Below are 26340 nucleotides of genomic sequence, written 5' to 3'. Positions count from 1 at the left end.
CTAACAACAATGTAACATAACACTGTTACGTTGTAAATGGACTTTTATCATAAGTAACGTAACAATGTGTAAAACAACCTTGTTTCACACACAAAAACAGGGTTCTCACGCATCTTATAAAATGCGTAAAAACCCCTATATATCAACATGTAAACCATATGTCATAAAAATTAATCCATCCTTGTGAATTAATCATTATATTTTGTACTTTTTCATGAGAAATTACTTGTTGTTTGTTGCGATATAAAGGAATAATATGAATATGACGTAACAAAGTGTCCTCAATATCACGTAACAATGTAACTCTATTCTCTAATAGTTCTTGTTTAAAATACGGGGACAACGTTTTATGAAAGTCCATGCTGCTTTGCCCATGTATAAAACTGTTTTTTGTCAGAAACATATATAGCAGACTATCTTCTATTCGCTCGCTAATTGTTGCACTATCATGCATCATATCAGCCTTTTGTATCGTACTCATTTCCAATAACTCTTCTATTTCAAGAAAATTAGTTTCTACATAAATCCCGTACTTCGCACACTCTTTCTGTATCCATTGTGCATCTTCTACGTGATCTCGTCCTGTAAATGTATAGAGTTGTAGCACTTCATTATGATACATACTTCTCTTAATTAAACTTTCTATATCTTCCTCAATTTCTACTATGCTTTCCTTTGCTAATATTAGTTTCTTCGCTACTTCTCCACGTTCTCCGCCGAGTTCTTGAACAATTTTATCGCCATGAATAATTTGATGTAGCGCCTTTCGCAATAGCTCATCTTGCATTGGCCCTTCTTTTACAAGATTACACGTTACATATGTCACGTTCGATTCAAGCCGAGAAATTTCTTTATTATGTTTTTCTTTATCTTTATACTGCGCCTTTACTAACACGTCATATGTATTTACACTTTGCTCCACATTCAACAGTTCAATTCGATCAAGGAAAGGTCTTTCGCGATAATATAAATCATGTACTTCTAGTACAAATAAATATGCATTCTTCTCTCGTAATGTAAAAGGCCCTGTACCAATGAAGGTTCCTGCTTCATCTTCCTGCACGATAGAACATTGTTCTGCGCTAAGCATATGTAAAAACATCCTATTTTCTGTATGTAATCCAATTTCAACAACATATTCATCCACTGCACGGACACTTTCAACATGTTGCAACATCCATGCGTGTGGGTTGTTTTCAGCTTTCATAAATCGATTCAATGAATATATAACATCATGTGCGGTAAATCGTTTTCCATTATGAAGATAAACACCTTTTCTTAAATAAAATGTCCAAACCTTGTCAGCAGCATTATATTCCCAGTGAAAAGCAAGCCTTGGTTCTATAGAGTTTGTTTCCTCATTTATAGATACGAGTGTATCAAAAATATGTTTGACCATATGACATTCTGATCGCATCGTAGCGTAAACGGGATCTAAAGCGATGTCCAGGTTCATTTGTACTTGTAAACGAAGGACATCTTTTCTTCCTTCAGGTGTCCTTTCTATTTGATGACCAAATATGGAATCTACCCAAACTTCATACTCTTTCTTTACTATAGGAAATTGTGAGCTGTAGCGTTCCACAAATGAGATTCCACTTTTCACATCACCTTTTTTCGTTAGTTCTTTTCCTCTTTCTAAAATTAATGTCATCGGTTGCTTTTGAAATATTAATTTAGAACGATTCCCTCTCCCGCGACCAGGAAACCAAGTGATCCAATGTAACTCTTCTAATTTTTTTATAATTAATTTACTATTACGCTCTGTACAAAATAATGTTTCTGCTATCATTTGTACGGTTACTTCTAATTGTTCTCCTTCTCGTCTCCCTTTACCATAGCCATACCATAGTTCAATATATTGATCTAAAATAAACATCATAATCCCCCTAAAAGGTGAAAAATACCCCCTTTTGTTTCTACCCTTTTTCCATTTCTCCTTTCATCTTATCATTTCAATATAGAAAGGAGGCATTAATATTGAACAATCTCTTACTACGTTATAACAAACCAATTATTATAAGACTGGGCGGCGAATTATTAACCCGAACAACTGAGTCCATGTTAGCTCTCATAATGATTATTTACGTTAATAAAATGTTAAACGGTAATATAATAATAACCATGCTCATTTTCGGTCTACAACCTCTTTCAGACATCGTATTTACGCTTATTGCTGGGGGAGTTACTGATAAATATGGGCGAAAGAAAATTATGTTACTCGGCTTATTGCTGCAAGGCGTTGCAATCGGCAGCTTCATCTTTGCTCAATCTGTTTTTATATTTGCATTGTTATATGTCATAAATGGAGTGGGCCGTTCCTTATATATTCCCGCTCAACGTGCACAAATTGCTGATTTAACAAAACAAAAACAGCAAGCAGAAATTTTTGCTCTTTTGCATACCATGGCTGCAATTGGTTCCGTAATTGGTCCAATAATAGGTGCTATCTTTTATCGTACTCACCCTGAATATTTATTTATAATGCAAAGCATTACACTTATGGTATATGCAGTAGTTGTATGGACACAGCTTCCAGAAACCGCTCCAGTACTTACAAAGCCTAAGCAAAAACTTGAAGTATCATCTCCAAAACAATTTGTACACAAACATTACGCCGTTTTGGGACTTATGATTACTACACTTCCTATTAGCTTTTTTTATGCACAAACTGAGACAAATTATCGCATTTTCGCTAAAGATATATTTCCAGATTTCGTATTCATACTCGCTTTTATTTCAACAAGCAAAGCTATTATGGAAATCATTCTACAAATTTTCCTCGTGAAATGGTCTGAACGATTTTCCATGACGAAAATTATACTTATTTCTTACATCTGCTTTACGATAGCTGCAATTGGCTATGGATTTTCAGCAACAATCTTTTCACTATTTTTCACATTACTCTTTTTAGTCATTGGTGAAAGTATCGCTTTAAACCATTTACTTCGATTCGTTTCAGAAATCGCTCCTACAGATAAGCGTGGATTGTATTTTTCAATTTATGGGTTACATTGGGATATATCCCGAACGTGCGGTCCTGTACTTGGCGCGGTTTTATTAAGTCAAGTAGATGGTAGCATGCTATTTTATATTTGTGCTTGTTTCTTAATAGTCGGAGGCATTATGCAAGCACTGTTTATCAAAAATATAGAACGTAATAAAATAAATAAAAACGTTTCGGAGCATACTACTCATATTTTATAGGATGCTTTCTTTATAAAAAGAAGGATGTCACAAAAGTCTCGAGACTATTGTGACATCCTTTTTATTACCCTGCCATTTTATTAATACTATCTTCTGGCGAAAATACCGAAATATGATTTACCTTACCAGTCGATTTTGGAATAATGAATTTTAACTCAAACTGATTGTTTACTTTATATACATATATTTTGTCTTCCCCATTTACTTTAACTGAAGTTGGTTTTCCTAATGCTTTCTCTATATCTTGTAATATAATTAATTTTAGTTCAGCATGATAGGAGCGTACATCAAAAACTTGTGATCCTTTATTAAAACCGAAGGAAACATTTTTATTTGTAAAAGTTGCGTACATTCCATTACCTGCTTGTTCCGTTTTATCCGCTTTTCCCCACGTTTTTTCTATTTCTTCAATATCTCCTGTATGTGCTGCGAACGGAACGTTAGGTACTTTTCCTTCTTTCGCTAATTCAAACAATTCTTTAACGTGGTTAATTGATTTTTGATTGATTACTGTATCTTTCGAGCGTGAATCTGTCTTTGGTTTTGTTGATCCTTCATTATTTGATTTTGCATCAGGTTCATTCTTTTCTTCAGAAGAATTATTCTGTTCGTTTTTACTATTTTCTGATGTTTGGTTTGTTTCCTTTTGTTCATCGGTCACTTTACATGCTGCTAATGCAAATAGGCATGTAAAAGCGAGAAATAACATAGCTATCTTTACATACACTTTCATACATTTCAGCTCCCTATTATAATTCATTTCGATAACCAATCCATTACACTACTTTTCAAATTGTGTTTGTTCCAAAAAGTAAATGCTTCACTCTCTCCCCATGATTGTACAACATATTCTACAAAAGCTGTTCCTAAAAAATAACCAAGTCGATTGTATCCAAAATATTGTCCGCCAGATAACCGGAACCACTCTTTCTCTTTTTCTAACGTCCACCCTTCTATATAATCTTCCAAAAAACGTTTCTTTATATGTTCTTCATTTTCTATATAGTATTGTAACCAACGTTCACCATCATCGTTATATGAGTAATACACTGATTCATTTAAACCTTTCATAATTTGTTTTGATAAATATGTTGCAACACCCTCGCGATACAAACTAACTGCTGCATCGGTCCACTCGGCTTTACTCCAATCCATCCCACCATTTTGTAACTTAACATTATGATATATATGGCCTATTTCGTGAGCGACAATAACACGAAGATGATTTACATCTGGAGATAATTTTTCTGCTGCAAAAAATATGTCTCCAATGATTTCCCTTTCTACAAATGCATTAGAGCCAAAAGCTCCAACAAATAAATGAAACTTCATATTTACATCAAGATTATATTTATTATGATATTCATTCGTTATCTCTTGAATAATACTCGGTAATGTTTCTGCAATGATACGAATATCTTCTAGTTTCGCCGGATATTGTTTAATGGCATTCGAAAGACGTTCTCTCGTTTTAGGACAATGATAGTTAAAGTATTCTTCAAATACCTCAGGATGCGAAATGAAATATTGATTAAGAACTTCTAATTCTACATCGTCACTTCCCCATAATTTAAAAAAACTTGGAATTGTATTATTTATCATTTTTCCCATCTCCTTATATATCCCTTCTCGTCATGTATACCGCAATCCTTCCTTAAACGTAGAAAAAGAACCAAAGAGAGATGAGCAAAGAATTTTTATAGTTCTCAATTGTAAACAAATACTTCAATTCCTATTTACCTTATATATTGTGCTTTAGAAAATGAAAAAAGCTGTCCAAAAAGGACAGCTTTACATATGTATTTTTTACACTTCGATTGACTTACCATCTTCAACAATATGATAAAGTAAGTGAGCTAAATGATGAATTGGGCCATACTCTTCCTCTTCTTCATCTGTTTCACCTTGGAACTCAAGATCATTTAAGTATAGTGCTAAAAATTGATAGTATAGTTTTAAATCAAATCCGTAGCACGCAGTTGGCTCTTCATGATCGCCTTCGTATTGTAACATTAAGTATTGATCGTTTCCTTCTGTATCTTCTGCATCAAAGAATACGAAGAAGCCAACGTTTGTATCTAAATCAAATAGATGACGAGTGCCTTTTTCTGTTGCTTTGTTGAAGTCCTCTTCACTTAATTTATGTACTGTTGTCGCTTTAGCATTATCTTCTTGATGGAAATTTACTGTAAATGTTTTCAATGCTGACACCTCCTGATTGTATAATACTAGCATAACATATAAAAAGGACTGCTTACAAATGTAAACAGTCCTTACACTCATTTTCGCATTGCTCGTAATAAGAAGCTTACAATGAAAATTAAAATGATCGCACCGATTAAAGCTGGAATAATTGCATATCCGCCAATGACTGGACCAAAACTACCAAGTAATTTCGAACCAACCCAAGAACCGATAATACCAGCAATAATATTACCAATTACACCACCTGGTACGTCTTTTCCAGTAATTAAGCTCGCAAGCCATCCTAATATACCACCGACGATTAAAGACCAAATCATATAATAACCTCCTTTATATTTCACCAATCAAAATATAATAAGAAACAATTGCTTATCCTTAGTTATGTTACATTTTTCAGTAGTTATTCATACAGATCAACTATTAGATTATTTCAAAATAATGAACCACCAGTTTTTCTACTCGAGGTTGATGTTATTCGTAATACACATATTAAGGACAGTCAGGCTTTAATATTGTCCGCATAAACTCTTCTTTAAATGCAGGATAGTTAAAACCAATTGCAATTTTTTGAATTGGTCTATTATCAAATGTTGTTGGCTCGGCTATTTTTCTAAAGTCTGCCACACTTTGTCCTCTAGTTACGTCATTTGTCGTACTAATCCAAACTGCTGACTTTTTATATTCAAAAATATTATCATTAATAAAAGAAATGAACGGAAGTAAATCATGAATTGGACTTCCAGCAATACCCGGGTATTCTTTTTTATAAAAGTTCTCATAATAAAAATCAATCATCGGTTTAATAAGTTTCGCCTGCCCTGTTCCTTTTTTATTAATAATATCCACCATTTCAGGAGTAATTAGTGCTTCTTGCGTTACATTTAGCGGATAAATAGTTGTATTCTTTGCATACTTCATTACAATATTTGCGGCAATTGGATCTCCATAAAAATTTGCTTCTGATACAGGAGTAACGTTACCAGGAAATAAAAAAGCACCGCCCATAATATAATACGAACATACCTTATCCATTACATTTGGATATAATAAAAATAATGTCGCCAATGTTGTTAATCGGCCTGTCGCTACAATAATAATATCTTCTGGACAAGGTTCAATTAATTTAATTAATTCACAAAAATTTTCCCGTTTACAAATCCTCATATCAGGTGGAATAATTGGGCCTAGGCCGTGTTCCCCATGAATTTCAGGGAAAAACAAAGGTTCTTCAGCAGTCATCGGCCTTGCTGCACCCTCAATGATTTTTACTTCTGTAGCATAGTACCTTTCTAAAAAATACACATTTTCCGTTACGATTTCTCGCGATACATTTCCATACTCAGCAACAATACCTATAATATCTAATTTACATGTTTTATTTGCATAAATTAAAGCTACCGCATCGTCAATACCAAAGTCTCCAAAAAAGATGATTTTCTTATTAACTATCCTCACCCCTCTTCAACATAATCTACTATTATTATTATGTGAAAAAGACAAGGCTGTGAAACGGTGCAAAATAAAAAAGCCGCCTATTTATTGGCGACTTCGATCTTTTTATAAGATAAATATGCTAATACATTTTTACTTGAATCGTATTTCGGATTATTTCCTTTTCTCGGTTCTCTCATATGAGTTTTTTCAAATCCAGGAATGTCCGGCATTTTCTCCATAAATTCAAGCATTTCTTCTTCAGTTCCTTCAATACGTACGCGAATCATTATTACTTTTCCTCAATTCTCATTTTCTCTGTACTAAGTATAACGTACTTTAAAAAGACTGCAAGAAATTTATCTTTTTAATGTCACGCTTTTTTTACATACAAACAGTGCCATTTCAGTATAAAATGAATCTATTTTATTATTTTCAAATTGAATATGAAAGAATTCTTGCATTTCAACTGGTGTTTTCATCATACATTCTGTTAACTTCATACGTTTCTGCAACGGTACATTCATCATATCGCACCACCAGTCAAATTCAAATTTCTTGTCAAAAGTAAGACACGACTGCATTTGCAATCCATTCTTTTCTAACAAGGCAATCCATTCTGTTTTTTTTAATGCACGTTCATGACTCGGGTCCCGCTTTTTTTCTATAAAATTATAAAATGTATCGTATTCATTATTTTCCGGTGAAACATTATCTATTAAAATAAACAACCCATTATCTTCTAACGTACGATTTACTTCATAAATAAACTGTACTGGATTCGTAAAATGATGTGCTGCAATCCGGCATGTTATCGTATCAAATGAACGATCAGTAAACGGTAAACTTTCAGCGTTTCCAGCGACAAAAGATACATTTTCATGCCCATTGCTTATAATGAAATTTTTCGCATTCTCTAACATTTTTTCTGTTAAGTCTAAAGCAACTACTTCTTGAAACAATGGAGCTAATACATTCGCAACATGCCCACCGCCTGTAGCAATATCAAGAAGACGATTATTATGACGAGACTCAACTTGTTGAACTACAGATTGTAAATCTAGTCCTTTAGCATGAATTTTACTTTTCACATACTTTTCCGCATTATTACCAAACTGCTGTTTCACAAGCTCTTCTTTACTCACATTATCATCTTCTTTCTATTGTTATTTACATATAGGATTCATGTAATAATTAAAGTTCTCTTTATGTATTTTCAAATCCTCTTTTCGACTCATTTCTTACTATGCTATCGTATCATCAACCTAATATAGATTTTCCGTTTTATTATGAAACAAAAAAGGCTACGGGAACCTGTCCCCTAACCTAACTAAATATCTATTACATTTCTACTTTTTTATATACATCTATATAATATAAATCCTCTTTCAACTTCATAATAACGTCTACTTCGTTATAAGTAGCCTCACGAGCATGTAAACCAAATTGATCAATGCCAATCCATATCCATCCAGGGGTATGATATAGAACATCTATGTTAAAATAATCTAATTTAGTAAGCTCCGATTTAATAAATTTATCTTTATTCGCGATTTGTTTATCTATTAAACCATATTCTTTTCCATTTTCCAATAACGATATAATTTTCCCTATAATCGGATGTTCACGAACAATAAAATGATATTCCTTTTCCTCCACATTCGCCACAATTAAACGAGAATCAGGTAAATCAGATCTTAAATTCGACATCTTTATTTATTCACCTCCTTTATGAGTTTCACCAATATAATAACAAATGAATATTCAAATAAAATTAATATAATGTAAAAAATAAAAAAGCTGACTCCCTTTTAGAAATCAGCCTTTTTATTTTGATCATCTTTATACTTTTACAAACGATTATAATGTTTCTTTTTCCTCATCATTACCGGAAACTAAATTCCCAATAGCATCAGTAGTTACTTCGACCACAAATTCACAAATACCTGCGACCACTTCTCCAATCACTTCATCCATCTTTTTACCCCCTTATTTTATGTAACTTATTTGTATTATAGAAGGATTTACTTATTTCGAACTATCGGAAAACGTGACAACAACATTACAGTTTTGTAAGCTTTTTCAATTTGTTTAGCTTCTATCCTTTGAAACTCGAAGTATGAGTAACAAGCATATAGGTCATCATAATAGTATGTAAATTCAACTATGCTAAAGGGGGCGTGTAAAATATACTACGTAAAATTAATTAAAGGTCAATCTTTTTATGCTTTTGATCATCGTTTCTTTATATCTGAAGAAGAAGAAGTTTCCGAGAAAGTTTATAACTACTTAAGTCGTAATGAATTTTTTGAAGTACGTAAAGAAGAATATTCTGCTTAAAACATAAAAAAACATCAAGAAATTATCTACTTGTGATAATTTCTTGATGTTTTTATTTTATTTATCCTTACTTTCAATGAACATTTAATCTTACGTTTTTTACATTTTGACTTACTTGTTTTATCAATTAACACATCAAATTTTTGACAAATCAAAAAGATTGAAATCCACTCGTGAAACACGTAATATAGACTCTGACTCTAAAAAAGTTCGTTACTAATTATACATAAAATAAGGAGGTTTTATATACGAGTTTTTCATTTTAAAAGACGGAGAGGTTTTATATTATGTGGCGCAACAAAAATGTTTGGATTGTTTTAATTGGGGAGTTTATTGCTGGTCTAGGGTTATGGCTTGGTATTCTTGGTAACCTTGAATTTATGCAAAAATATGTCCCTTCGGATTTCATGAAATCCGTAATATTATTTATCGGATTATTAGCAGGTGTTCTAGTCGGTCCCATGGCTGGACGCGTCATTGATCAGTATGAAAAGAAAAAAGTTCTTCTTTACGCTGGATTCGGTCGCGTTATTAGTGTTATTTTTATGTTTTTCGCTATCCAATTTGAAAGCATCGCCTTTATGATTGCATTTATGGTTGCTCTTCAAATTTCAGCAGCATTTTACTTCCCTGCATTACAATCTGTAATTCCACTTATCGTACGTGAGCATGAGTTATTACAGATGAATGGTGTACATATGAATGTAGGTACAATCGCTCGTATTGCAGGTACTTCACTAGGTGGAATTCTTTTAGTTGTAATGAGTTTACAGTATATGTATGCCTTCTCAATGGCAGCGTACGCTTTATTATTCTTCTCAACTTTTTTCCTACAATTCGAAGATAAGAAATCAACAACACCAAGTAAACAAGCTGCAAAAGATAATAGCTTTATGGAAGTATTTCGTATATTAAAAGGAATTCCTATTGCTTTTACAGCACTTATATTAAGTATTATCCCTCTATTATTTATAGCCGGATTTAATTTAATGGTAATTAACATAAGTGAAATGCAACATGATCCAACGATTAAAGGGTTTATTTATACAATTGAAGGTGTCGCATTTATGTTAGGGGCCTTCGTTATTAAACGTTTATCTGACCATTTCAAACCTGAAAAATTATTATATTTCTTTGCAGTTTGTACCGCTTTTGCACACCTATCATTGTTCTTTAGCGATATAAAATGGATGTCTCTTACATCATTTGGTTTGTTTGGTTTTAGTGTCGGTTGCTTCTTCCCTATTATGTCGACAATTTTCCAAACGAAAGTGGAAAAAAGCTATCATGGCCGCCTCTTCTCATTCCGTAATATGTTTGAGAGAGTTATGTTCCAAATCGTTTTACTCGGCACAGGTTTCTTCTTAGATACGATTGGACTACAATATATGGTACTCATTTTCGGTGTTATTTCATTATTAATTATTTTCATATCGCTATCTAAGCAGAAACAATATGAAAAACAACCTTCACAATCTGCAAATTTATAACATAATTAAAGAAGCATGGATTATTAGATTAATCCATGCTTCTTTATTATATAAAACCTTCTTTCTTACGCTTATTGAAATTATTTAAAGGAGTACCCCCTCTTATTTTCGAATACAGTACATTAACAAGATATATACAGGAGGTGTGAAAATGTCTGATGGTATGCAGTTATTTATTATCTTTATTTTTGTATTAGCTCTGTTTAGTATCATAAACTTTTTAGCGATTTCCTTATCTGGACATAACTTTAAAAGAAGAATTATCGCAGGTTTCATATTTTTATTACTGACTCCTATTATCTTTTTGACTATCACAGCATTCGCTTCTATATTCGATAAAGCTGGATTTGGAGCTGGTGGCCTAGCCTTCATTGTTGCAATTATATATATTTTAAATGGAATTGTGATCCTACTTTCCTCTTTATTATTCCTCAAAAGAGACATAACATAGACTATAGTACTCGGTATGAATCTAACTTTCCATTAGATTCATGCTTTTCAATTCCCTCTAAATTTTTATATGAAATTAAATAATTCTTTATAAAAATTTAAACTTTTTTTATTACAATATTCGTATCGTATTCGCACGTTTATTAAAAATGAAAAGAAAGGAGTACAAAATGAAAAAGGTTTTATTAATTATTCCAATATTCTTCGTTCTACTGAGTGGCTGTAGCAATAATGATATATACGGCTCTTGGGAAGTCGTTGATAACAAAAATGGGCTTTGCCCTGCATCTTATAAATTTGAAACAGTTGTAAAAGAAGAAAAGAAAGAAAAAATTGTTCAAAACTTAGTGGAAATGCAAACAACGAAGCAAAAAGAAGATTTATACAAAGGTTCCTTTGTCAAAAATTCTAATGTATATCACATTGATTATGGTAACTCGTTTACATCAGATCAAACTTTACAAGTTATCGATGGCAAATTAAATGTATACTTTTATGCAGTGGAAAAATTATGTACATATAAAAAGATATGATTACACTTCATATAAAACGCAGAAAATATTTTCTGCGTTATTTTTATTTTACAAAGCTAACTCAAAATATTCCCCCTTTTAAATCTTTAAATTCAAATGTATTATTATATAATAACAATATTTTAATGTGAGGTGCTTTTTTTGAGAAGTTTAAGTTCATTAATTGTATCAACAATCTGTTCCATTATCCTAATCTTATGGAGTACATTTTTATTTTACGAAAAATTCACGACAGGAAATTCATACTATTGGCTCATTGGTATATTAGGCCTCGTTTTCGTGTTCTTTTTCATCCAAAATATGCGGGATATACTTAATAAAAACTATAAAACATCCTAAACCATCTAGAAAGATATAATAGACAGTCCAGTTAACCAATCCTTATTTACAGCCTCCTTTTCAAAAAAGACTAATCCCTCCTCTAAATTTGTCAATCGTTTTAATTTTCATAAAAAAATGATAAAATGTAACCATGTGTTTTCAGAATAATTAAAAACGAAGATAGAAAGCACTGTTTTTAGGAGGGGTTTTGATGACTTACACGTTAGCAACTAGAATGAAAGCATTCCAATCTTCTATATTTAGTGAATTAGGGGTTTATAAAAAAGAAAAAATTGCAGCAGGTCACAAAATGATTGATTTAAGTATCGGGAATCCTGATATGCCGCCTGCTGACTTCGTAAGAGAAGAAATGGTACATACAGCAAGTGAAAAAGAAAGCTACGGATACACATTAAGTGGGATTCAAGAATTTCACGAAGCTGTAACTGAATATTACAATAACACTCATAATGTTATATTAAATGCCGATAAAGAAGTTTTATTATTGATGGGTTCACAAGATGGACTCGTTCATTTACCTATGGTTTATGCGAATCCGGGAGATATTATATTAGTTCCTGACCCTGGATATACAGCTTATGAAACAGGGATCCAAATGGCTGGTGCAACATCCTATTACATGCCTTTAAAGAAAGAAAATGATTTTTTACCTAACTTAGATGCTATCCCTGTAGAAATCGCCGATCAAGCAAAGATGATGATTTTAAACTTCCCAGGAAATCCAGTTCCAGCAATGGCTCATGAAGGTTTCTTTAAAGAGGTAATCGCATTCGCGAAAAAGCATAATATTATCGTTGTCCATGATTTTGCTTATGCTGAATTTTATTTTGATGGTAAAAAACCAATTAGCTTCCTCTCTGTACCTGGTGCTAAAGAAGTTGGCGTAGAAATCAACTCTTTGTCAAAAAGTTATAGTTTAGCAGGTAGCCGTATTGGTTATATGATTGGAAACGAAGAAATTGTTCGTGCACTTACGCAATTTAAATCAAATACAGATTACGGAGTATTTTTACCAATTCAAAAAGCAGCATCAGCTGCACTAAGAAATGGCGCTTCGTTTTGCGAGAAAAACCGCCGTATTTATCAAGAACGTAGAGATACTTTAGTTGATGGATTCCGAACATTTGGTTGGAATGTTGATAAACCAGCTGGTAGTATGTTTGTCTGGGCCGAAATTCCGAAAGGCTGGACTTCTATAGATTTCGCTTATGCGTTAATGGATCGTGCGAATGTCGTTGTTACACCAGGTCATGCATTCGGACCTCACGGAGAAGGCTTTGTACGTATTGCACTCGTTCAAGATAAAGAAGTGTTACAACAAGTTGTTGAAAACATTAGAAATAGCGGTATTTTTTCTCTTGAAAAAGTAAATGAATTAGTTAAAAATTAATGGTAGCTCCCCTGCTTAACTGTAGCAGGGGTATTATTCATTGGAGGTACTTTCATATGCATATTACAGACACACTTCCCCATCGTTATCCATTTTTAATGATTGATAAAATAACAAATGTAAAACAAGGTGAATCCGTTACAGGATATAAACTTATTACAAATAACGAGTGGTTTATAAATGATAGTCAAAAACATATGCCTCATATGTTAATTGTAGAAGCGCTTGCTCAGCTTAGTGCATTTGTACAAACGAGTGAATCTGAAGGACTAGGCTTCCTCTCCTCATTAGATGGGGTTGAATTCCACGGAAAAGCATATCCTGGTGATAAACTGGATTTACATTATGAGCTAACTCGTAATCGTCGAGGTTTTATTCTCGGTACAGGTACTGCAACTGTTAACAATCAGCCGATTGTAATGATAGAAAAGCTATTAATATATAAAGCAGAATAGAGACGATGTAATTCTACTGGAATCTATATCTTACAAATTCGTTTTACTAACATGAACAACGTAAATAAATCACTTGGTTAGGGGCAGGAAAATGGAAAGTACTATCGGTATCGATGCTGGAGGAACATTAACGAAAATTGCTTATTTGAACGAACAAAAGCAATTAGCTTTTGAAAAATTTTATTCAAATGAACAAGATAAAATAATAGATTGGCTTAAGAAAAATACTCGTATAAAACAAATATGTATTACAGGTGGTAAAGCAAAACAATTACAGCAACTACTTTCAGACTCATATAAAATTGTAGAACTAAACGAATTTGAAGCTACTCTTGTAGGTGTACGATACATATTAAAAGAAGAAAAATATGATTTAAACAACTTTATTTTAACAAATATCGGTACAGGTACTTCCATTCATTACGTTTATAATGACAAATATGTTCGTGCTGGTGGAACTGGTGTTGGCGGAGGTACTATTATGGGGCTTTCAAAATTATTAACAAATATAGATCATTTTGAAGATCTGATTCCTTTAACAAAAATAGGCTCTAGAAAAGAACTAGATATTACGGTTGGAGATATTTATGGTGGCATTCTCTCACCTCTTGATAATAGCTTAACTGCTAGCAATTTTGGTAAAGCCGCTATTTCAGAATCAAAATATAATAGCTCAGATATACTTGCTACTGCACAAGGACTTGTTGGTGAAGTCGTTACTGCATTAAGCCTTCAATTCGCCGAAACAAAAAACATTGACCCTATTATTTACATTGGTTCGACTCTATGTAATAACGTGCACCTTCAAAATATTATTAGTAGCTACACAAAATATCAAAATAAAACACCCATCTTTTTACAAGATGGTGGTAATAGCGGTGCGATTGGTGCTCTACTTCATGTTTCAGATAAAAAAAGCTGACACTTGTCAGCTTTTTTGCAGCGGTACTTCAAACTCAATTATCGATTCTCCTTTCTCTCCAATTCTCTCTACACTAATTCTATCAACTACACATTGTAACTTTTCAGGGAAACTATGAATTTCCTTAGCTACTTCAGTAGCTAACTCGGCACTTTCTTTTCTCCCGACTGTTACATGCGGTATGTACGGAATATCTTCTTTCAAAAATTGTAATAAGGCTCCTGTATATAGCAAGTCATGTAGTTCTTCAATTTGTTTTTGCCCCTTTTCAACTCGTAAAAATAAATATTCCCCTTCACCCGTAATTTGATTCGCAAATTCAATTTCTATCTCTTGTATCCCTTTTGATAATTTTAAAATATGTAACTTCAGCTCATCATTTGAAATCGAGCTTTCAAATGGGAATATAACTGTAATATGCGGCGGAATTAAGCCGAATAAAGGATCATGTTTTTTCCTAATGTCCTCTATTTCATTAATAGACATGTCGTTTAGAAAAAGTAAAATTGTACGCATTTTTATATCCCCTACTTTCTCTTTTTATATTCATCATATTGTATGGTAGCTTGCACTTCAACAAATGATTTCAATTACATATAAAAAGAAAAAACTTCTCAAAAGAAAAGTTTTTTCTTATATAACATGATTATTATTTTCCCGCCAAACTTTCCTAAATTTTATATAACAAGCAATTCTCCACGGAATGATATACGATACTGCAACAACATAAAATAATAAACCAATCATTTGTTTATCTAAATCTACAATATATTGCCTTAAACCATACCTTAAAATAACCAGTAGAATGAAAGTAATTAAAAAAGCTACACTTTTTTTCGTATAAATATTCCCATCATCTCTTCTTTCATAATTTGTTAAAACTATAAGTGGTGCGGCGAGAAGAATTCCAATCGATACTGCTATAACTACTTGTAATATAGCTGGATGTACGGGACCAAAAAACCATAAAACACCCGGTGTTAAAAATAATAATGGCCACAAAATACGTATCCCAGTTCCCGTTATAGGTTTATACATAGATCGATAACGACGCCAAAATATTAGTAGTGCAATGCATAAAAAAACTGTAATGAGTGAAGATGTGTCTCCCATTTGCTATCCTTCTCTCTATAGTAATCTAAAACTATTTTAAATCGATTTTTCGAATGATACTTTTCGAATAAATATACTACTAGTTATGATATAAAGCACAGTTAATCCAATTGAAATAACAGTAAAATATGGAATATCTACTGAGGATACATCACTCGTAAATAATAAACTGGTTACTCCCGCCTCTCCATAAAGCACACTATTTGTTGATAAGAAAAGCGTTCCACCAATCATAAGACCAATCCACTTAAATCGTTGCTTTAAAACTACTACCACTTGAAAGAAACATGCTGTTGTAATATAAAATAAAAATTGCAAAATAAACTGTTGTATCGATTGCTCCCCAAAATTAACATTTACTACGTTATATTTTAAATCTTGTAGAAGCATAACTTGAAGCAATGAAAATAATGCAGATTGAAGTACAATGTAACAAATTGCTCCGATAAAATATTGTATTCTTGTAACACCGAATGAAATAGCTAAACGAAATAGCTCATCTTGTATGATGAAAACACTCCCTACTATAAATAACATAATTGCTATTGAAGGGTTATTTATAATTTCAGGTAAATAACCAATGTTTGTTCCATATAAATGAGCAGCATTTAAAGCCCCTTTTATTAATAAAGCTACAATCCAAAATATTAAAATTGCTTTATAATGAAAATTTATATGTAACTTCAACTGCTTCATTAACATCGTCATTTCACTTCACCACCAGTTATGTGAATAAATAGTTTTTGTAATGTAATTCTATCAATTACTAAACCTTCTTTTTCAAGAGAGGAATAGTCTTCATTAGAAAGTTCTTCCCATATAACAGTAATGCCTTTATTTCCATAGACTTCTCGATTTATTACTTTCTTATTGATTGCAAACTTATCTACTTTATCTTTTTTTCCTGAAATAATATGAGCTTGTTGTAATAAATCTTCCACTGATGATTGAACAACTAGTTTTCCTTCTTTTATAATGATTACTTCTTCAATCACATGGGTTACTTCTTCTACTAAATGTGTTGATAATATAATTGTTCGTGGATACTCAACGTAATCTTCTAGTAGTAAACTATAAAACAACTCACGATGTGCTGCGTCTAAACCAGTAGTTGGTTCATCAAAAATAGTAATTGGCGCCCTACTCGCTAGTCCTTGAATAATTCCTACAACAGTTTGCATGCCGTGTGATAGTTTATGGTATTTTGCTGTCATATTAAGTTGAAATTTATCGGCAAGTTCTTCTGCATACTTTCCATCCCAGTTTTTATAAAACATACTGCACATCTTAAAAATTTCTTTTACTTTATAACTGAAATGCGCTTCTTCTTTCACTCTCACAAAACAAATATTTTGCATCGCTTTACTATTTTCAAAAACATGTTCACCAAATATTGATACGCTACCACTACTTGAAGTAATTTGACCAGCAAGCAAATTTAATAGTGTCGTTTTTCCTGCTCCATTTCTACCAAGCAAACCATATATTTTATGCTCTTCCAATGAAATCGTTACTTCATTTACTGCTACTTTCTTTTTATATTTTTTCGTTACATCTTTTGTTTCAAGTGCAATCATCCCTCTTTCCCCTCCTTCGTAATTTTTTGAATCATCTCCATCAATTCATCTTTGGATATTTCTAATACTTTTGCTTCTTCCCATACTTTAGGTAAATATTCGGTCATAAAAGTATTTTGTCTTTTTTTAAGTACGACTTCTTTCGCTCCCTTTGCAACAAACATCCCAATCCCTCTCTTTTTATATAGAATCCCTTCATCCACTAATACGTTTACCCCTTTAGCTGCAGTAGCTGGATTTATTTGTAACATCTTCGCAAATTGATTTGTTGATGGTACTTGTTCTTCTTCAAGTAATATGTCTTTTAAAATATCAGATTCAATCGTTTCTGCAATTTGCAAGTATATTAATTTATTTTGCTCCAGAGTAGGTTTCACAATTTCACCACCTTAGGTTCATAGGTTAATTACTTATGTAATTAACCATATCACATAAAAATATTTATTTCCATAAATTTCTTATACAAAAAAAGAGAGTCATTCGTTTAAGAATGACTCTCTTTTATAATTTAGAAGTTTCAACTCTCGTTCTCAAATTCTTTTCATTTATTCCATTTTGACAAAAGTGAAACTGTTGTCCCTTTATAGAATTCGTACGATCTACTACTTGCCCTAAATGATAGCTTGTATGCTCCACTAAATGTAATACACTATGAAGATCCATATACTTTTTTTCTTCCCATGCTTGTATATATGCTTTTCCCCATTCATCAAATACTTCTTTAACGTACTGTAGCAAAACTTCAGTACGTTGTCGTTTTACTGGAAAATACTCCTCGATTCCCTTTTCAAAAACTATATTTGGATCTTTATAACGACTAGTATTTCTCTGTATATGTTCACAAATATGTAGTACGATTCCACCAATTGAGTTAACAGAAGCTCCTTCTTTCCACAATTCATCTTCACTAACGAACCTAATTGCTTGTACTAACTTATGTAAATAATGCTCCTTCATTCTATGATAAGTAATTTTGTATACTAACTCCACCTTTTCTCCTCCCATCATTTCAACTGCTGCACTGGATATTTAGTAAATAAAGATTTCCGAAACTCTTTATCATGTATAAGCATTGTAATTTTTTCATTATTATCGTTAAGGAACTTTACTACTTTCTTTTTATCCCATATATCATTTTCTTTTGGAAAATCATCAAATTTTTCATACAGTATTGATAGTATTTCTTTTCTTTTTATCATGAATTTTTTATTTTCTACTTGAAACTCGTAACCTTTTGCATTTGGTACTAAAACTGCTAGATAAGTAATGTTAAAGAGAAAATTCTTCTCCATCGTATCCTTATTATCAAACCAATACGTCTCAACCATTTCTTCTGTAAGGGTTCCATTTCCTTTTGCACCATAGATCACCTTTATACTTTCATTCTCTAAACTAATACTTTGAAATGTATCACCACCGGGTAAATGATTAACAATTGCAACCACATCTGAGTTATTACCAACATATGTTCCAGCATATTTCTTAAAGTCACCAGGTTTCACATCAGATATTTCTTTTATTCTTTCTCCGCTAGAACAAGCAGTAATAAATAAAAAAATTGTTAGCATAACAACTACAATACGATGCATATATTTCATTTAGCATCCCCCATTTTTATCGATATTTCGTTAATTACAATACACCTTCTCAAAACCCTTTAAAATATACGCATTTTAATCAAAATTAAAAATTTTCACTTTTTCTGTTTACAATTATCCATTAATTGTATATACTTACTAACGTAAGAAAAATATTCTAAAAGGAGGTCGAAGGAAATGATGAAATTACAATTGCATGCTTTAACTTTAGCGTTAACTGCACCTGTGTTTTCTGGACAATTAAATATGAATTCGACCAACCTAATGGAGAATTGAAAATCGTACATTATTTCGATTAATTCATAAATTCGCCACAGGAGGTCGTATACTTTCCTGTGGCTTTTCCACGCCCTGCCATAGGAGAACTATATCTTCCTGTGGCTTTTTTGTGCGATTTTTTAGCCTCTTACATCATTTTTTTAAGAAAGGAGCAACATTCGATGACTATTAGCGTATTGTTTTTAAGTATTACGATTCAAAGAAATAAAATTTCTAAAGATGAAATGTTTCATAATGAGCAAATAGAAAAAGCTATGAATGATGTTAAGGAGCGCCAAGTACTTTATTGTGATCACATGTAATTCCTTTTCGAAAGGAGGAATTCATTTATGACTTTTCATATTTTCTTTTTTACGACTGTACTTCAGAAGAATACTTTAACTGAAGCTGAAATCAATCGTAAACAACAAATAAAACAACTGACTGATAAACTGACTGACATTAAAAGTTCATATTATACACATATGTATTAAAAATATATTTTTAAGGAGCACTTTCCTAATGAAATTTAAAGCATTCTTTTTAACGATTACCATTCAAAAACGTAAACTTTCACAGAAAGAGATTTTACGTAAACAACACATTCAATCTATTATGGACGAAGTGAAAGAACGTCAAGCTTCTTATTACAACCGTCTTTTCTAAATAACTTTTAAAGGGGCAATACACTTATGAAATTTAAAGCATTCTTTTTAACTATCACCATTCAAAAACGTAAGCTTTCTCAAAATGAGATTTTGCGTGAGCAACACATTCAATCTATTATGGACGAAGTGAAAGAGCATCAAGCTTCTTATTACAGTCGTCTTTTCTAAATAACTTTTAAAGGGGCAAATACATTTATGAAATTTAAAGTATTCTTTTTAACCATTACGATTCAAAAAACTAAGTTCTCCGACAGCGAGATATTACATGATCATCAAATTAATAAAGCTATGGAAGATGTAAAAGAACGCCAAAGTCACTACTGTAGCCATCTATAATTCCTTTCGAAAGGAGGAATATATCATGAAGTTTCACCTATTCTTTTTAACAATTACAATCCAGAAAAAAAACTATACTGATGCTGAATTAAAACAAGAACAACAATATAAACAGGTTATAGACGAAATTCGAGATCGTAGAAGCAAATACTACTCTCACCTATAATTCTTTAAAAATATAAAACTTGAAAGGAGTCGATTATGATGTTGATAGCACGCTCTAGGGAAATGATTTGGATAGTTCAGAGGGATTCCACATAGTTTTTGAGGCTATATCATACAATTTTCCCGCTACATTTGATATGTAATAAATATATAATAAAATTGTATCACTACACTTTTTAAAAATGATTAACAAACAAAAGATACACCACTAAAAAAGCGGTGTATCTTTCTCAACATTTACTATTTTCGGTTATTTCGTTTCGTCTTAAACAGTCTCACTAAGTTCGATACAACTGTTTTCGTTACTGCGTAAACTGGCACTGCCAAAATCATTCCGATAATTCCCGCAAAGTTACCTACCCCTAAAATTAAAATAATAATTGTTAACGGGTGGATATTTAATTTTGAACTCATAATACGCGGTGAAATGATGTTACTTTCAAACTGTTGTACAATTGTTACGATAATAATTACAGACAACGCTTGCATCGGAGATACGAACAGACCTACGATAACAGCTGGTGCTGCACCGATAAATGGACCTAAGTTAGGAATGATATTTGTAAATGCTGCTATAATTCCTAAAACGAAAGCGTATGGTAAATCGATAATTAAATAACCGACAAAAGTAAAAGCACCTACAAATATACAAACGAGCGCTTGCCCTTGAATATATGCAGATAATGTTTCATTCGTTTCCTTAATGATACGAAGTCCTTCTTCACGGTAAGACTCAGGTAATAAACTAACTGCTTTCCCTGGGAATGCATGTCCATCTTTAAACATATAAAATAAAATGAACGGTACTGTGAATATCACTAATGCAACGTTCGTGATAATACCAAATAAAGCCGTTGCACTCGACGTAATTGTGTTTGGTATATCCTTTAAGTACTCAATTACATTTTTTTCAATTGTTTCAATGGAAACATAGTTTTGTGTAGATAACCATTCAAACAATCTATGATGGGATAAATCTTGTATGTATAGTTTTCCCTCTTTAATATAACCTGGCATATTTTTTACTAAATCCATTAACTGTTGTGAGATTGTTGGAACAACTACCCCAACACCAACTGCAATTAATGTTATGATAAAAAGATATAACAGTAAAATCGCTAAATTTCTAGGTACTTTTTTATTCTCCAAAAAGACTAACAATGGGTTAAATATGAAGTATAAAAATAACGCGATTAAGATTGGGAAAAACAAAGTTGATATGAAGATACCAATCGGTTGAAATAAAAACGATATTTTTGTGCAAATAAATATGATCGCTACAACCATTAGCACTTCTAATGTCCAAAAGTGCACTTTCGATTTCAAAAAACTTCCTCCTTTAAACTAGCACTTCTCTTTATTGTACCAAAATACTCTACAATTTCACATAATATTTTCCTTTACAATATTCCAAAATGCCAATAAATACACTACAATGAGATTACATACAAATTTGCAGGTAAAGGTGATAAAAATGACACAATGCATCATTTGCAGAAAAGATACGAAAGAACTTAGTGAACAATATGTCATCCCAGAAATATTATGTGGATATTATTTCACAAACTCAATTTGTGATACTTGTCATGAACAAATGACAACAAATATTGATCGTCCCTTAATTCGGCATAAATTAAGCCAATATAAGATTGAGCAAATGAAAAAACAAATTGACTCCCCCCTCTATACGAATGAGCATGGAGAAGAACTTGCGGCTGCTGAGACAGATGTTGTTGAAGTAAGTGATGAAATACTTTATTCCAACGCATTAATTATGAAACTATGTAAAAAGCACGATATTTCACTACATAACGAAATTTGGAAAGAAGAACGTGTAACGAAGGTAGCTAGCTCTATTCAACGTGAATTACTTTTAGATAACCGTAAATATAAAATGAGTGTATTGAAAATGGCGTATACTTTCGCTGTACAAACTGTTGATGGCTATTTTGAAGATCCAGATGCGATTGATATCTCTAACATTCTATCAAACGCCGATTTCATGGAATTAAAAGAAAAGAGCATCGTGCGCGATTTAAGCAAAAGTTCTTTATGGAATACATTAAATACAAATAGTGAAAACCATTACTTTATTTTATTAAGTGATAAAGATGGCCTGTTCTGTTTCATTCGTCTATTTGATATCTTTGATGTTGTCGTTCATTTATCAGAAAAGAGATATGAACTTTCATCACCAATTGTCGGTGTAAATAATGTAAGTAAGCAGGAATTTTATGTCCAAACTTTAAAACAGTATATGGATGGGCTATTTAAAGAAAAAACCCCTTCTATTTAATCGAAATCAGAACATACGGTCTCCTTTCTTGATGAAAAGACACTGTGTTATAATAAGTATGAAAAGAACAATACAATCACATAAACTAATTATTAATTGTATATAAATAAAAAAAGACTAGTGTGCGGCTACACACTAGTCCACGTAACTTAGCAGATTGGATTGTTCATTTATCCTATTTGTTTCTTACAAACAAAACAACCCACATTCTATTGGCATAGGTGGGTTGTTATTTTTTGAGCTTGTCTATTAAAACGACGACGAACGTTAACAATGCAACGAGAAACAGTCCACCCTGCAGTAGCAACGCTATTTCACTCACGTATTATCACCCCCCTCCTACTTGGAGAAGTGATAATTGAACAACCAACCGTACCTTAAGTTACTATTTAATTTTACCATATTTTCTAATAGTTTACGATGAAAACCCGCAAGTGAAATACTTGCGGGTTTTTTATCCCGTATTAACAGACAATAAACAGAATGAAGCAAAACATAGGTGAAACTTTAATCCTCACTATTTTTTTAATGCATATGCATCCGCAATCATTTCACCAACAATTTTAGTTCCTTGTTTCTTTTCCTCTTTCAATAAAGGAAATAACAGTTCTGCCACCTCATACGCTTCTTCTAAATGCGGATATCCTGATAAAACAAACGTATCAATTCCTAACGCTTCATATTCTTTTATTCTTTCTGCTACTGTGCGCGGATCTCCTACAAGGGCAGTACCTGCGCCCCCTCTTACAAGCCCAATGCCAGCCCATAAGTTAGGACTTATCTCTAATGACTCTCTCGAACCTTTACTTAAATGTGTCATCCGTTTTTGCCCGACTGAATCATATCTTGCAAATGTTTTTTGAGCAAGCTCAATTGTTTCATTATCTACATATTGAATTAACTTTTCAGCCTCTTCCCATGCTTCTTCTTCTGTTTCTCTTACAATTACATGTAATCTGATGCCGAATCGTACCGTACGCCCCTTCTCTTCCGCAAGTTTTTTTACTTCCTCTATTTTCTCTTTCACTTGCTCTGGTGGCTCTCCCCACGTTAAATATACATCACTGTGTTCCGCTGCAACTTCTTTACCTGCCGCAGACGATCCGCCAAAATAAATTGGTGGATACGGTGTTTGAACTGGAGGGAACACAACTTTACTATCTGTAACTTTAATATGTCTTCCTTCTAAAGAGATCGTTTCACCTTGTAAAGTCGATTTCCAAACCTTTAAAAATTCATCCGCCGCTTCATACCTTTCATCATGTTCAAGGTATAATCCATCCCCTTGCAGTTCGACTGGATCTCCTCCAGCCACTACATTAATAAGTAACCTCCCATCTGAAATTCTATCAAATGTAGATGCCATCCTCGCTGCTACCGTCGGTGACATTAGTCCTGGTCTAACTGCTACTAAAAATTTTAATTTCTCAGTCTCAGCGGCAAGTGCCGATGCTAATACCCAAGGATCTTCACAACCTTGACCTGTTGGAAGTAACACACCTGTATATCCTAAATAATCCGCTGCTTGTGCAACTTGTTTATAATAACCATATTCAGCTGCTCTTCCTCTTTTTGTCGTTCCTAAATATCGACCATCTCCATAAGCTGGAATAAACCATAACAATTCCATACTATTACACACCCCTTAATTGTTTTGAAAAATCCACTAAAACACTCTATATAAATTACCCCTAATAATTTATATATTAATTCACTGTCTCTCCTTTAAAATTATCTCGCCATCTTAAAAACTTCACCTCTAGTAAACGTACGAGTGAATCAGAAAACTTCCCAACGAACGCAAAGATAATAATACCGACAAATACAATGTCTGTATTTGAAAATTGCCTTGCATCCATAATCATATAACCAATACCTTCTGTAGATCCCATAAGTTCTGCTACTACTAAACTCACCCATGCAACTCCTAATGATAACCTTGCCCCAAGTAATAGGTTCGGCAGTGCTGCTGGTAAAATTAGTTTCGTAATTAATTTTCTTTTACTAAACTCTAGCACTCTCGCAACATCAAATAATTTTGAATCTACACCTCGTATTCCTAAAAACGCGTTTACGTATAAAGGAAAAAACGCACCGTCTGCAATTAATAATACTTTCGATGTTTCTCCAAAACCGAACCATAATACGAAAAGTGGTGCCACAGCTAAATGAGGTACAGTTCTTAACATTTGTACTGACGGATCTAAATATTGCTCACTTCTCGTTGAAAATCCAACAATCGTTCCTAAAATAATTCCTAAACTCCCGCCGATAAAGAAGCCAGCCGCAGCCCTGAATACACTGATACTTAAATGACCGAATAGCTCTCCTGTTTTTATCAGTTCTTGAAAAGCTAGAAATATATCCAATGGCGTTGGTAATACTGTTTTAGAAACTAGATCGAATACGCCCGCTAACTGCCAAATAATTAATACGATAATCGGTATCGTAATCGCTCTTACTATCACTTTTACATTCGTCTTTCGCACTTTCTTTACATTGTTTTTGCCGATCGTTATACTTGCTCTTTTCATAACAGCTTTCGTATTCTCCAATTTACAAAACCTCTTTTCATTTCGCCTTTACTGCTTTTTCTACGAAAGAATTATCTACAACTTTATCTGTCTTGATTTCTTTCTTTATAGAACCGAGTTTATATTGAAAATCCGCTGTCTTTTGCTGTTCCTCTATTATTTCTTTCGTTACTGGAACTAAAATTGGTTTATCATGAGTAAACACTTCTTTTACAATTTCTGCATCTATTTTCTTTGCAGAAGTATATATTTTTATTGCTTCATCAATGTTTGACTCTTGCCATACACGTGCTTTTTCATAAACTTCAAGGAATTTCTCAACTAATTCTGGATGCTCTTTCGCAAACTTTGTTCTTGCAATTAAAAATTCCGGAGAAGAAACATTTAATCGTTCACCATCTGTAATAACCTTTGCTCCTTTATTTAACATATGTAATGAAATGAATGGATCCCAAATGGCCCATGCATCTACTGATCCTGATTCAAATGCGGGCTGCGCTTCATCTGGTTGCAGTTGAATGACATTTACATCTTTCGCATTGATACCTTCTTTTTCTAATGCTCGATACAATAAATTAAATGCACTACTTCCTTTTGCTACGGCAATTTTTTTACCTTTTAAATCTTTTACGCTCGTAATTTTGCTATCTTTTTGTACTAGAATACCAGTTCCTTTCCTCGCATAACTTGTATTAGCAATTTCGGTAAATTCAATACCAGCTGCCTGCGCGGAAATAACCGGGGAGTTTCCAACTTCGCCAAAGTCTAATCGATTTGATGCGATCGCTTCAAAATAGGGAGGTCCGCTTTGAAACTCTGTCCATTTCACTTTAACTCCTTCTTTTTTAAACTCCTCTTCAAACCATCCTTTTTTCTGTGCTAATAATAGCGGGCTTAACCCTTGCTGTATACCAATTTGAATTGTTACATCTTCTTTCTTGCTACTTGCTGTGCTTTTTTCGCATCCTAATAAAAACAAAGATATAGCTAATGCAATAGAAAGAACTTTTCCTTTTTTATTCATATATAA

Annotated in this window: 36 protein-coding genes; 15 read left to right on the top strand and 21 right to left on the bottom strand. The window is 32.7% G+C overall.

What is annotated here, in order from left to right; genetic code table 11:
- Positions 1–142: 142 nt before the first annotated feature.
- The gene (locus AC3WVA_RS17830) at positions 143–1879 is read right to left on the bottom strand and encodes an ABC transporter substrate-binding protein (protein WP_098346916.1); all 1737 of its coding nucleotides are present in this window, start codon (positions 1877–1879) and stop codon (positions 143–145) included.
- A gap of 101 nt (positions 1880–1980) precedes the next feature.
- Here AC3WVA_RS17830 and AC3WVA_RS17825 point away from each other — a divergent pair, with 101 nt between their 5' ends.
- On the top strand, positions 1981–3207 hold the full coding sequence (locus AC3WVA_RS17825) for an MDR family MFS transporter (RefSeq protein ID WP_349303213.1): 1227 nt from the start codon (positions 1981–1983) through the stop codon (positions 3205–3207).
- A 64-nt stretch (positions 3208–3271) separates the two neighbouring features.
- Here AC3WVA_RS17825 and AC3WVA_RS17820 read toward each other — a convergent pair whose 3' ends face one another.
- The 8 genes from AC3WVA_RS17820 to AC3WVA_RS17785 all read right to left on the bottom strand — a co-directional run bounded on the left by AC3WVA_RS17820 (position 3272) and on the right by AC3WVA_RS17785 (position 8553).
- Complete coding sequence (locus AC3WVA_RS17820; RefSeq protein WP_349303212.1) at positions 3272–3940, bottom strand: YjgB family protein; 669 nt, start codon at positions 3938–3940, stop codon at positions 3272–3274.
- A gap of 23 nt (positions 3941–3963) precedes the next feature.
- Positions 3964–4809 carry an aminopeptidase gene (locus tag AC3WVA_RS17815; RefSeq protein WP_349303211.1) on the bottom strand — a complete coding sequence of 282 codons (846 nt, stop codon included), beginning with the start codon at positions 4807–4809 and terminating at the stop codon, positions 3964–3966.
- 204 nt (positions 4810–5013) lie between these two features.
- Positions 5014–5409: a cytosolic protein gene (locus AC3WVA_RS17810; protein WP_141539502.1), complete on the bottom strand. Its 396-nt coding sequence runs from the start codon at positions 5407–5409 to the stop codon at positions 5014–5016.
- 77 nt (positions 5410–5486) lie between these two features.
- Entirely contained in the window at positions 5487–5729 is a 243-nt protein-coding gene (locus AC3WVA_RS17805) for a GlsB/YeaQ/YmgE family stress response membrane protein (RefSeq protein WP_000638306.1), read from the bottom strand.
- A gap of 172 nt (positions 5730–5901) precedes the next feature.
- Complete coding sequence (locus AC3WVA_RS17800) at positions 5902–6867, bottom strand: nucleoside hydrolase (protein ID WP_098346912.1); 966 nt, start codon at positions 6865–6867, stop codon at positions 5902–5904.
- A gap of 77 nt (positions 6868–6944) precedes the next feature.
- The gene (locus AC3WVA_RS17795) at positions 6945–7133 is read right to left on the bottom strand and encodes a DUF3970 family protein (RefSeq protein ID WP_000621879.1); all 189 of its coding nucleotides are present in this window, start codon (positions 7131–7133) and stop codon (positions 6945–6947) included.
- Positions 7134–7202: 69 nt separating this feature from the next.
- Complete coding sequence (locus AC3WVA_RS17790) at positions 7203–7988, bottom strand: class I SAM-dependent methyltransferase (RefSeq protein WP_492322071.1); 786 nt, start codon at positions 7986–7988, stop codon at positions 7203–7205.
- Between the two features lie 196 nt (positions 7989–8184).
- Positions 8185–8553 (bottom strand): hypothetical protein, encoded by a 369-nt coding sequence (locus AC3WVA_RS17785; protein WP_098346909.1) that lies wholly within the window; start codon positions 8551–8553, stop codon positions 8185–8187.
- A 477-nt stretch (positions 8554–9030) separates the two neighbouring features.
- Between AC3WVA_RS17785 and AC3WVA_RS17780 the strand changes: the two genes are divergently transcribed.
- The 7 genes from AC3WVA_RS17780 to coaW all read left to right on the top strand — a co-directional run bounded on the left by AC3WVA_RS17780 (position 9031) and on the right by coaW (position 14765).
- Positions 9031–9183 (top strand): YqbF domain-containing protein, encoded by a 153-nt coding sequence (locus AC3WVA_RS17780; RefSeq protein WP_071757182.1) that lies wholly within the window; start codon positions 9031–9033, stop codon positions 9181–9183.
- A gap of 287 nt (positions 9184–9470) precedes the next feature.
- Positions 9471–10673, top strand: a complete 1203-nt coding sequence (locus tag AC3WVA_RS17775) for an MFS transporter (RefSeq protein WP_048525982.1) — start codon at positions 9471–9473, stop codon at positions 10671–10673.
- A 151-nt stretch (positions 10674–10824) separates the two neighbouring features.
- Positions 10825–11124 carry a hypothetical protein gene (locus AC3WVA_RS17770; protein WP_048525984.1) on the top strand — a complete coding sequence of 100 codons (300 nt, stop codon included), beginning with the start codon at positions 10825–10827 and terminating at the stop codon, positions 11122–11124.
- A gap of 169 nt (positions 11125–11293) precedes the next feature.
- On the top strand, positions 11294–11656 hold the full coding sequence (locus AC3WVA_RS17765; protein ID WP_098346907.1) for a hypothetical protein: 363 nt from the start codon (positions 11294–11296) through the stop codon (positions 11654–11656).
- Positions 11657–12188: 532 nt separating this feature from the next.
- Entirely contained in the window at positions 12189–13388 is a 1200-nt protein-coding gene (locus AC3WVA_RS17760; RefSeq protein WP_141539503.1) for an LL-diaminopimelate aminotransferase, read from the top strand.
- Positions 13389–13444: 56 nt separating this feature from the next.
- Positions 13445–13843 carry a 3-hydroxyacyl-ACP dehydratase FabZ family protein gene (locus AC3WVA_RS17755; RefSeq protein WP_098346905.1) on the top strand — a complete coding sequence of 133 codons (399 nt, stop codon included), beginning with the start codon at positions 13445–13447 and terminating at the stop codon, positions 13841–13843.
- A gap of 91 nt (positions 13844–13934) precedes the next feature.
- Complete coding sequence (gene coaW, locus AC3WVA_RS17750) at positions 13935–14765, top strand: type II pantothenate kinase (protein WP_098346904.1); 831 nt, start codon at positions 13935–13937, stop codon at positions 14763–14765.
- A 6-nt stretch (positions 14766–14771) separates the two neighbouring features.
- Here coaW and AC3WVA_RS17745 read toward each other — a convergent pair whose 3' ends face one another.
- From AC3WVA_RS17745 to AC3WVA_RS17715, 7 genes are all read right to left on the bottom strand, one after another.
- Positions 14772–15281: a 2'-5' RNA ligase family protein gene (locus tag AC3WVA_RS17745; protein WP_098346903.1), complete on the bottom strand. Its 510-nt coding sequence runs from the start codon at positions 15279–15281 to the stop codon at positions 14772–14774.
- A 117-nt stretch (positions 15282–15398) separates the two neighbouring features.
- On the bottom strand, positions 15399–15878 hold the full coding sequence (locus AC3WVA_RS17740) for a CcdC family protein (RefSeq protein ID WP_098520481.1): 480 nt from the start codon (positions 15876–15878) through the stop codon (positions 15399–15401).
- A gap of 36 nt (positions 15879–15914) precedes the next feature.
- Positions 15915–16586: a DUF4052 family protein gene (locus AC3WVA_RS17735; protein WP_492322070.1), complete on the bottom strand. Its 672-nt coding sequence runs from the start codon at positions 16584–16586 to the stop codon at positions 15915–15917.
- A complete protein-coding gene (locus AC3WVA_RS17730) occupies positions 16583–17455 on the bottom strand; it encodes an ABC transporter ATP-binding protein (RefSeq protein ID WP_098520482.1) in 873 nt (290 codons plus the stop codon). Before AC3WVA_RS17730 ends, AC3WVA_RS17735 begins: the two co-directional genes overlap by 4 nt.
- Positions 17452–17832: a GntR family transcriptional regulator gene (locus AC3WVA_RS17725; protein ID WP_098346899.1), complete on the bottom strand. Its 381-nt coding sequence runs from the start codon at positions 17830–17832 to the stop codon at positions 17452–17454. The genes AC3WVA_RS17730 and AC3WVA_RS17725 overlap by 4 nt, the downstream gene beginning before the upstream one ends.
- 124 nt (positions 17833–17956) lie before the next feature.
- Positions 17957–18445 (bottom strand): DinB family protein, encoded by a 489-nt coding sequence (locus tag AC3WVA_RS17720; RefSeq protein WP_098520483.1) that lies wholly within the window; start codon positions 18443–18445, stop codon positions 17957–17959.
- Positions 18446–18459: 14 nt separating this feature from the next.
- A complete protein-coding gene (locus AC3WVA_RS17715; RefSeq protein WP_098520484.1) occupies positions 18460–19053 on the bottom strand; it encodes a DUF4825 domain-containing protein in 594 nt (197 codons plus the stop codon).
- 440 nt (positions 19054–19493) lie between these two features.
- Between AC3WVA_RS17715 and AC3WVA_RS17710 the strand changes: the two genes are divergently transcribed.
- Genes AC3WVA_RS17710 through AC3WVA_RS17685 form a run of 6 tightly spaced genes read left to right on the top strand, consistent with a single transcriptional unit; the run spans position 19494 to position 20481 of the window.
- Complete coding sequence (locus tag AC3WVA_RS17710; protein ID WP_048526242.1) at positions 19494–19634, top strand: YrzI family small protein; 141 nt, start codon at positions 19494–19496, stop codon at positions 19632–19634.
- Positions 19635–19661: 27 nt separating this feature from the next.
- A complete protein-coding gene (locus AC3WVA_RS17705; RefSeq protein WP_098346896.1) occupies positions 19662–19805 on the top strand; it encodes a YrzI family small protein in 144 nt (47 codons plus the stop codon).
- A gap of 28 nt (positions 19806–19833) precedes the next feature.
- Complete coding sequence (locus AC3WVA_RS17700; RefSeq protein ID WP_098346895.1) at positions 19834–19977, top strand: YrzI family small protein; 144 nt, start codon at positions 19834–19836, stop codon at positions 19975–19977.
- A 26-nt stretch (positions 19978–20003) separates the two neighbouring features.
- Positions 20004–20147 carry a YrzI family small protein gene (locus AC3WVA_RS17695; protein WP_076538351.1) on the top strand — a complete coding sequence of 48 codons (144 nt, stop codon included), beginning with the start codon at positions 20004–20006 and terminating at the stop codon, positions 20145–20147.
- A gap of 27 nt (positions 20148–20174) precedes the next feature.
- Positions 20175–20315, top strand: a complete 141-nt coding sequence (locus tag AC3WVA_RS17690; RefSeq protein ID WP_000669812.1) for a YrzI family small protein — start codon at positions 20175–20177, stop codon at positions 20313–20315.
- 25 nt (positions 20316–20340) lie between these two features.
- The gene (locus tag AC3WVA_RS17685) at positions 20341–20481 is read left to right on the top strand and encodes a YrzI family small protein (protein ID WP_048525997.1); all 141 of its coding nucleotides are present in this window, start codon (positions 20341–20343) and stop codon (positions 20479–20481) included.
- Positions 20482–20720: 239 nt separating this feature from the next.
- On the opposite strand, the gene AC3WVA_RS17680 is transcribed toward AC3WVA_RS17685, so the two are convergent.
- Positions 20721–21806, bottom strand: coding sequence for an AI-2E family transporter (locus tag AC3WVA_RS17680; RefSeq protein ID WP_098346894.1), 1086 nt, complete (start codon positions 21804–21806; stop codon positions 20721–20723).
- A 148-nt stretch (positions 21807–21954) separates the two neighbouring features.
- Here AC3WVA_RS17680 and AC3WVA_RS17675 point away from each other — a divergent pair, with 148 nt between their 5' ends.
- Positions 21955–22776, top strand: a complete 822-nt coding sequence (locus tag AC3WVA_RS17675) for an HNH endonuclease (protein WP_048525999.1) — start codon at positions 21955–21957, stop codon at positions 22774–22776.
- A 229-nt stretch (positions 22777–23005) separates the two neighbouring features.
- Here the strand turns inward: AC3WVA_RS17675 and AC3WVA_RS17670 are convergent, their stop codons facing one another.
- The 4 genes from AC3WVA_RS17670 to AC3WVA_RS17655 form a co-directional block, all read right to left on the bottom strand.
- The gene (locus AC3WVA_RS17670) at positions 23006–23098 is read right to left on the bottom strand and encodes a putative holin-like toxin (protein ID WP_001289320.1); all 93 of its coding nucleotides are present in this window, start codon (positions 23096–23098) and stop codon (positions 23006–23008) included.
- A gap of 195 nt (positions 23099–23293) precedes the next feature.
- On the bottom strand, positions 23294–24406 hold the full coding sequence (ssuD, locus tag AC3WVA_RS17665; protein ID WP_098880992.1) for an FMNH2-dependent alkanesulfonate monooxygenase: 1113 nt from the start codon (positions 24404–24406) through the stop codon (positions 23294–23296).
- A gap of 76 nt (positions 24407–24482) precedes the next feature.
- A complete protein-coding gene (locus AC3WVA_RS17660) occupies positions 24483–25331 on the bottom strand; it encodes an ABC transporter permease (protein ID WP_098346892.1) in 849 nt (282 codons plus the stop codon).
- 16 nt (positions 25332–25347) lie between these two features.
- Positions 25348–26334, bottom strand: a complete 987-nt coding sequence (locus tag AC3WVA_RS17655) for an aliphatic sulfonate ABC transporter substrate-binding protein (protein WP_492322069.1) — start codon at positions 26332–26334, stop codon at positions 25348–25350.
- Positions 26335–26340 lie beyond the last annotated feature (6 nt).

It is taken from the genome of Bacillus sp. EB106-04-02-XG92 (assembly GCF_058791995.1).
This window is presented reverse-complemented; position numbering and strand designations above follow the sequence as displayed.

Excerpts from the sequence above, each read along its gene's own strand:
- AC3WVA_RS17705 (WP_098346896.1), top strand. The coding sequence starts at position 19,662 with ATGACTTTTCATATTTTCTTTTTTACGACTGTACTTCAGAAGAATACT.
- AC3WVA_RS17805 (WP_000638306.1), bottom strand. The coding sequence starts at position 5,729 with ATGATTTGGTCTTTAATCGTCGGTGGTATATTAGGATGGCTTGCGAGC.
- AC3WVA_RS17685 (WP_048525997.1), top strand. The coding sequence starts at position 20,341 with ATGAAGTTTCACCTATTCTTTTTAACAATTACAATCCAGAAAAAAAAC.
- AC3WVA_RS17735 (WP_492322070.1), bottom strand. The coding sequence starts at position 16,586 with ATGACGATGTTAATGAAGCAGTTGAAGTTACATATAAATTTTCATTAT.
- ssuD (WP_098880992.1), bottom strand. The coding sequence starts at position 24,406 with ATGGAATTGTTATGGTTTATTCCAGCTTATGGAGATGGTCGATATTTA.
- AC3WVA_RS17700 (WP_098346895.1), top strand. The coding sequence starts at position 19,834 with ATGAAATTTAAAGCATTCTTTTTAACGATTACCATTCAAAAACGTAAA.
- AC3WVA_RS17775 (WP_048525982.1), top strand. The coding sequence starts at position 9,471 with ATGTGGCGCAACAAAAATGTTTGGATTGTTTTAATTGGGGAGTTTATT.
- AC3WVA_RS17765 (WP_098346907.1), top strand. The coding sequence starts at position 11,294 with ATGAAAAAGGTTTTATTAATTATTCCAATATTCTTCGTTCTACTGAGT.
- AC3WVA_RS17815 (WP_349303211.1), bottom strand. The coding sequence starts at position 4,809 with ATGATAAATAATACAATTCCAAGTTTTTTTAAATTATGGGGAAGTGAC.
- AC3WVA_RS17760 (WP_141539503.1), top strand. The coding sequence starts at position 12,189 with ATGACTTACACGTTAGCAACTAGAATGAAAGCATTCCAATCTTCTATA.
- AC3WVA_RS17795 (WP_000621879.1), bottom strand. The coding sequence starts at position 7,133 with ATGATTCGCGTACGTATTGAAGGAACTGAAGAAGAAATGCTTGAATTT.
- AC3WVA_RS17695 (WP_076538351.1), top strand. The coding sequence starts at position 20,004 with ATGAAATTTAAAGCATTCTTTTTAACTATCACCATTCAAAAACGTAAG.
- AC3WVA_RS17715 (WP_098520484.1), bottom strand. The coding sequence starts at position 19,053 with ATGAAATATATGCATCGTATTGTAGTTGTTATGCTAACAATTTTTTTA.
- AC3WVA_RS17785 (WP_098346909.1), bottom strand. The coding sequence starts at position 8,553 with ATGTCGAATTTAAGATCTGATTTACCTGATTCTCGTTTAATTGTGGCG.
- AC3WVA_RS17830 (WP_098346916.1), bottom strand. The coding sequence starts at position 1,879 with ATGTTTATTTTAGATCAATATATTGAACTATGGTATGGCTATGGTAAA.
- AC3WVA_RS17675 (WP_048525999.1), top strand. The coding sequence starts at position 21,955 with ATGACACAATGCATCATTTGCAGAAAAGATACGAAAGAACTTAGTGAA.
- AC3WVA_RS17740 (WP_098520481.1), bottom strand. The coding sequence starts at position 15,878 with ATGGGAGACACATCTTCACTCATTACAGTTTTTTTATGCATTGCACTA.
- AC3WVA_RS17690 (WP_000669812.1), top strand. The coding sequence starts at position 20,175 with ATGAAATTTAAAGTATTCTTTTTAACCATTACGATTCAAAAAACTAAG.
- AC3WVA_RS17745 (WP_098346903.1), bottom strand. The coding sequence starts at position 15,281 with ATGCGTACAATTTTACTTTTTCTAAACGACATGTCTATTAATGAAATA.
- AC3WVA_RS17655 (WP_492322069.1), bottom strand. The coding sequence starts at position 26,334 with ATGAATAAAAAAGGAAAAGTTCTTTCTATTGCATTAGCTATATCTTTG.
- coaW (WP_098346904.1), top strand. The coding sequence starts at position 13,935 with ATGGAAAGTACTATCGGTATCGATGCTGGAGGAACATTAACGAAAATT.
- AC3WVA_RS17730 (WP_098520482.1), bottom strand. The coding sequence starts at position 17,455 with ATGATTGCACTTGAAACAAAAGATGTAACGAAAAAATATAAAAAGAAA.
- AC3WVA_RS17710 (WP_048526242.1), top strand. The coding sequence starts at position 19,494 with ATGACTATTAGCGTATTGTTTTTAAGTATTACGATTCAAAGAAATAAA.
- AC3WVA_RS17770 (WP_048525984.1), top strand. The coding sequence starts at position 10,825 with ATGTCTGATGGTATGCAGTTATTTATTATCTTTATTTTTGTATTAGCT.
- AC3WVA_RS17820 (WP_349303212.1), bottom strand. The coding sequence starts at position 3,940 with ATGAAAGTGTATGTAAAGATAGCTATGTTATTTCTCGCTTTTACATGC.
- AC3WVA_RS17755 (WP_098346905.1), top strand. The coding sequence starts at position 13,445 with ATGCATATTACAGACACACTTCCCCATCGTTATCCATTTTTAATGATT.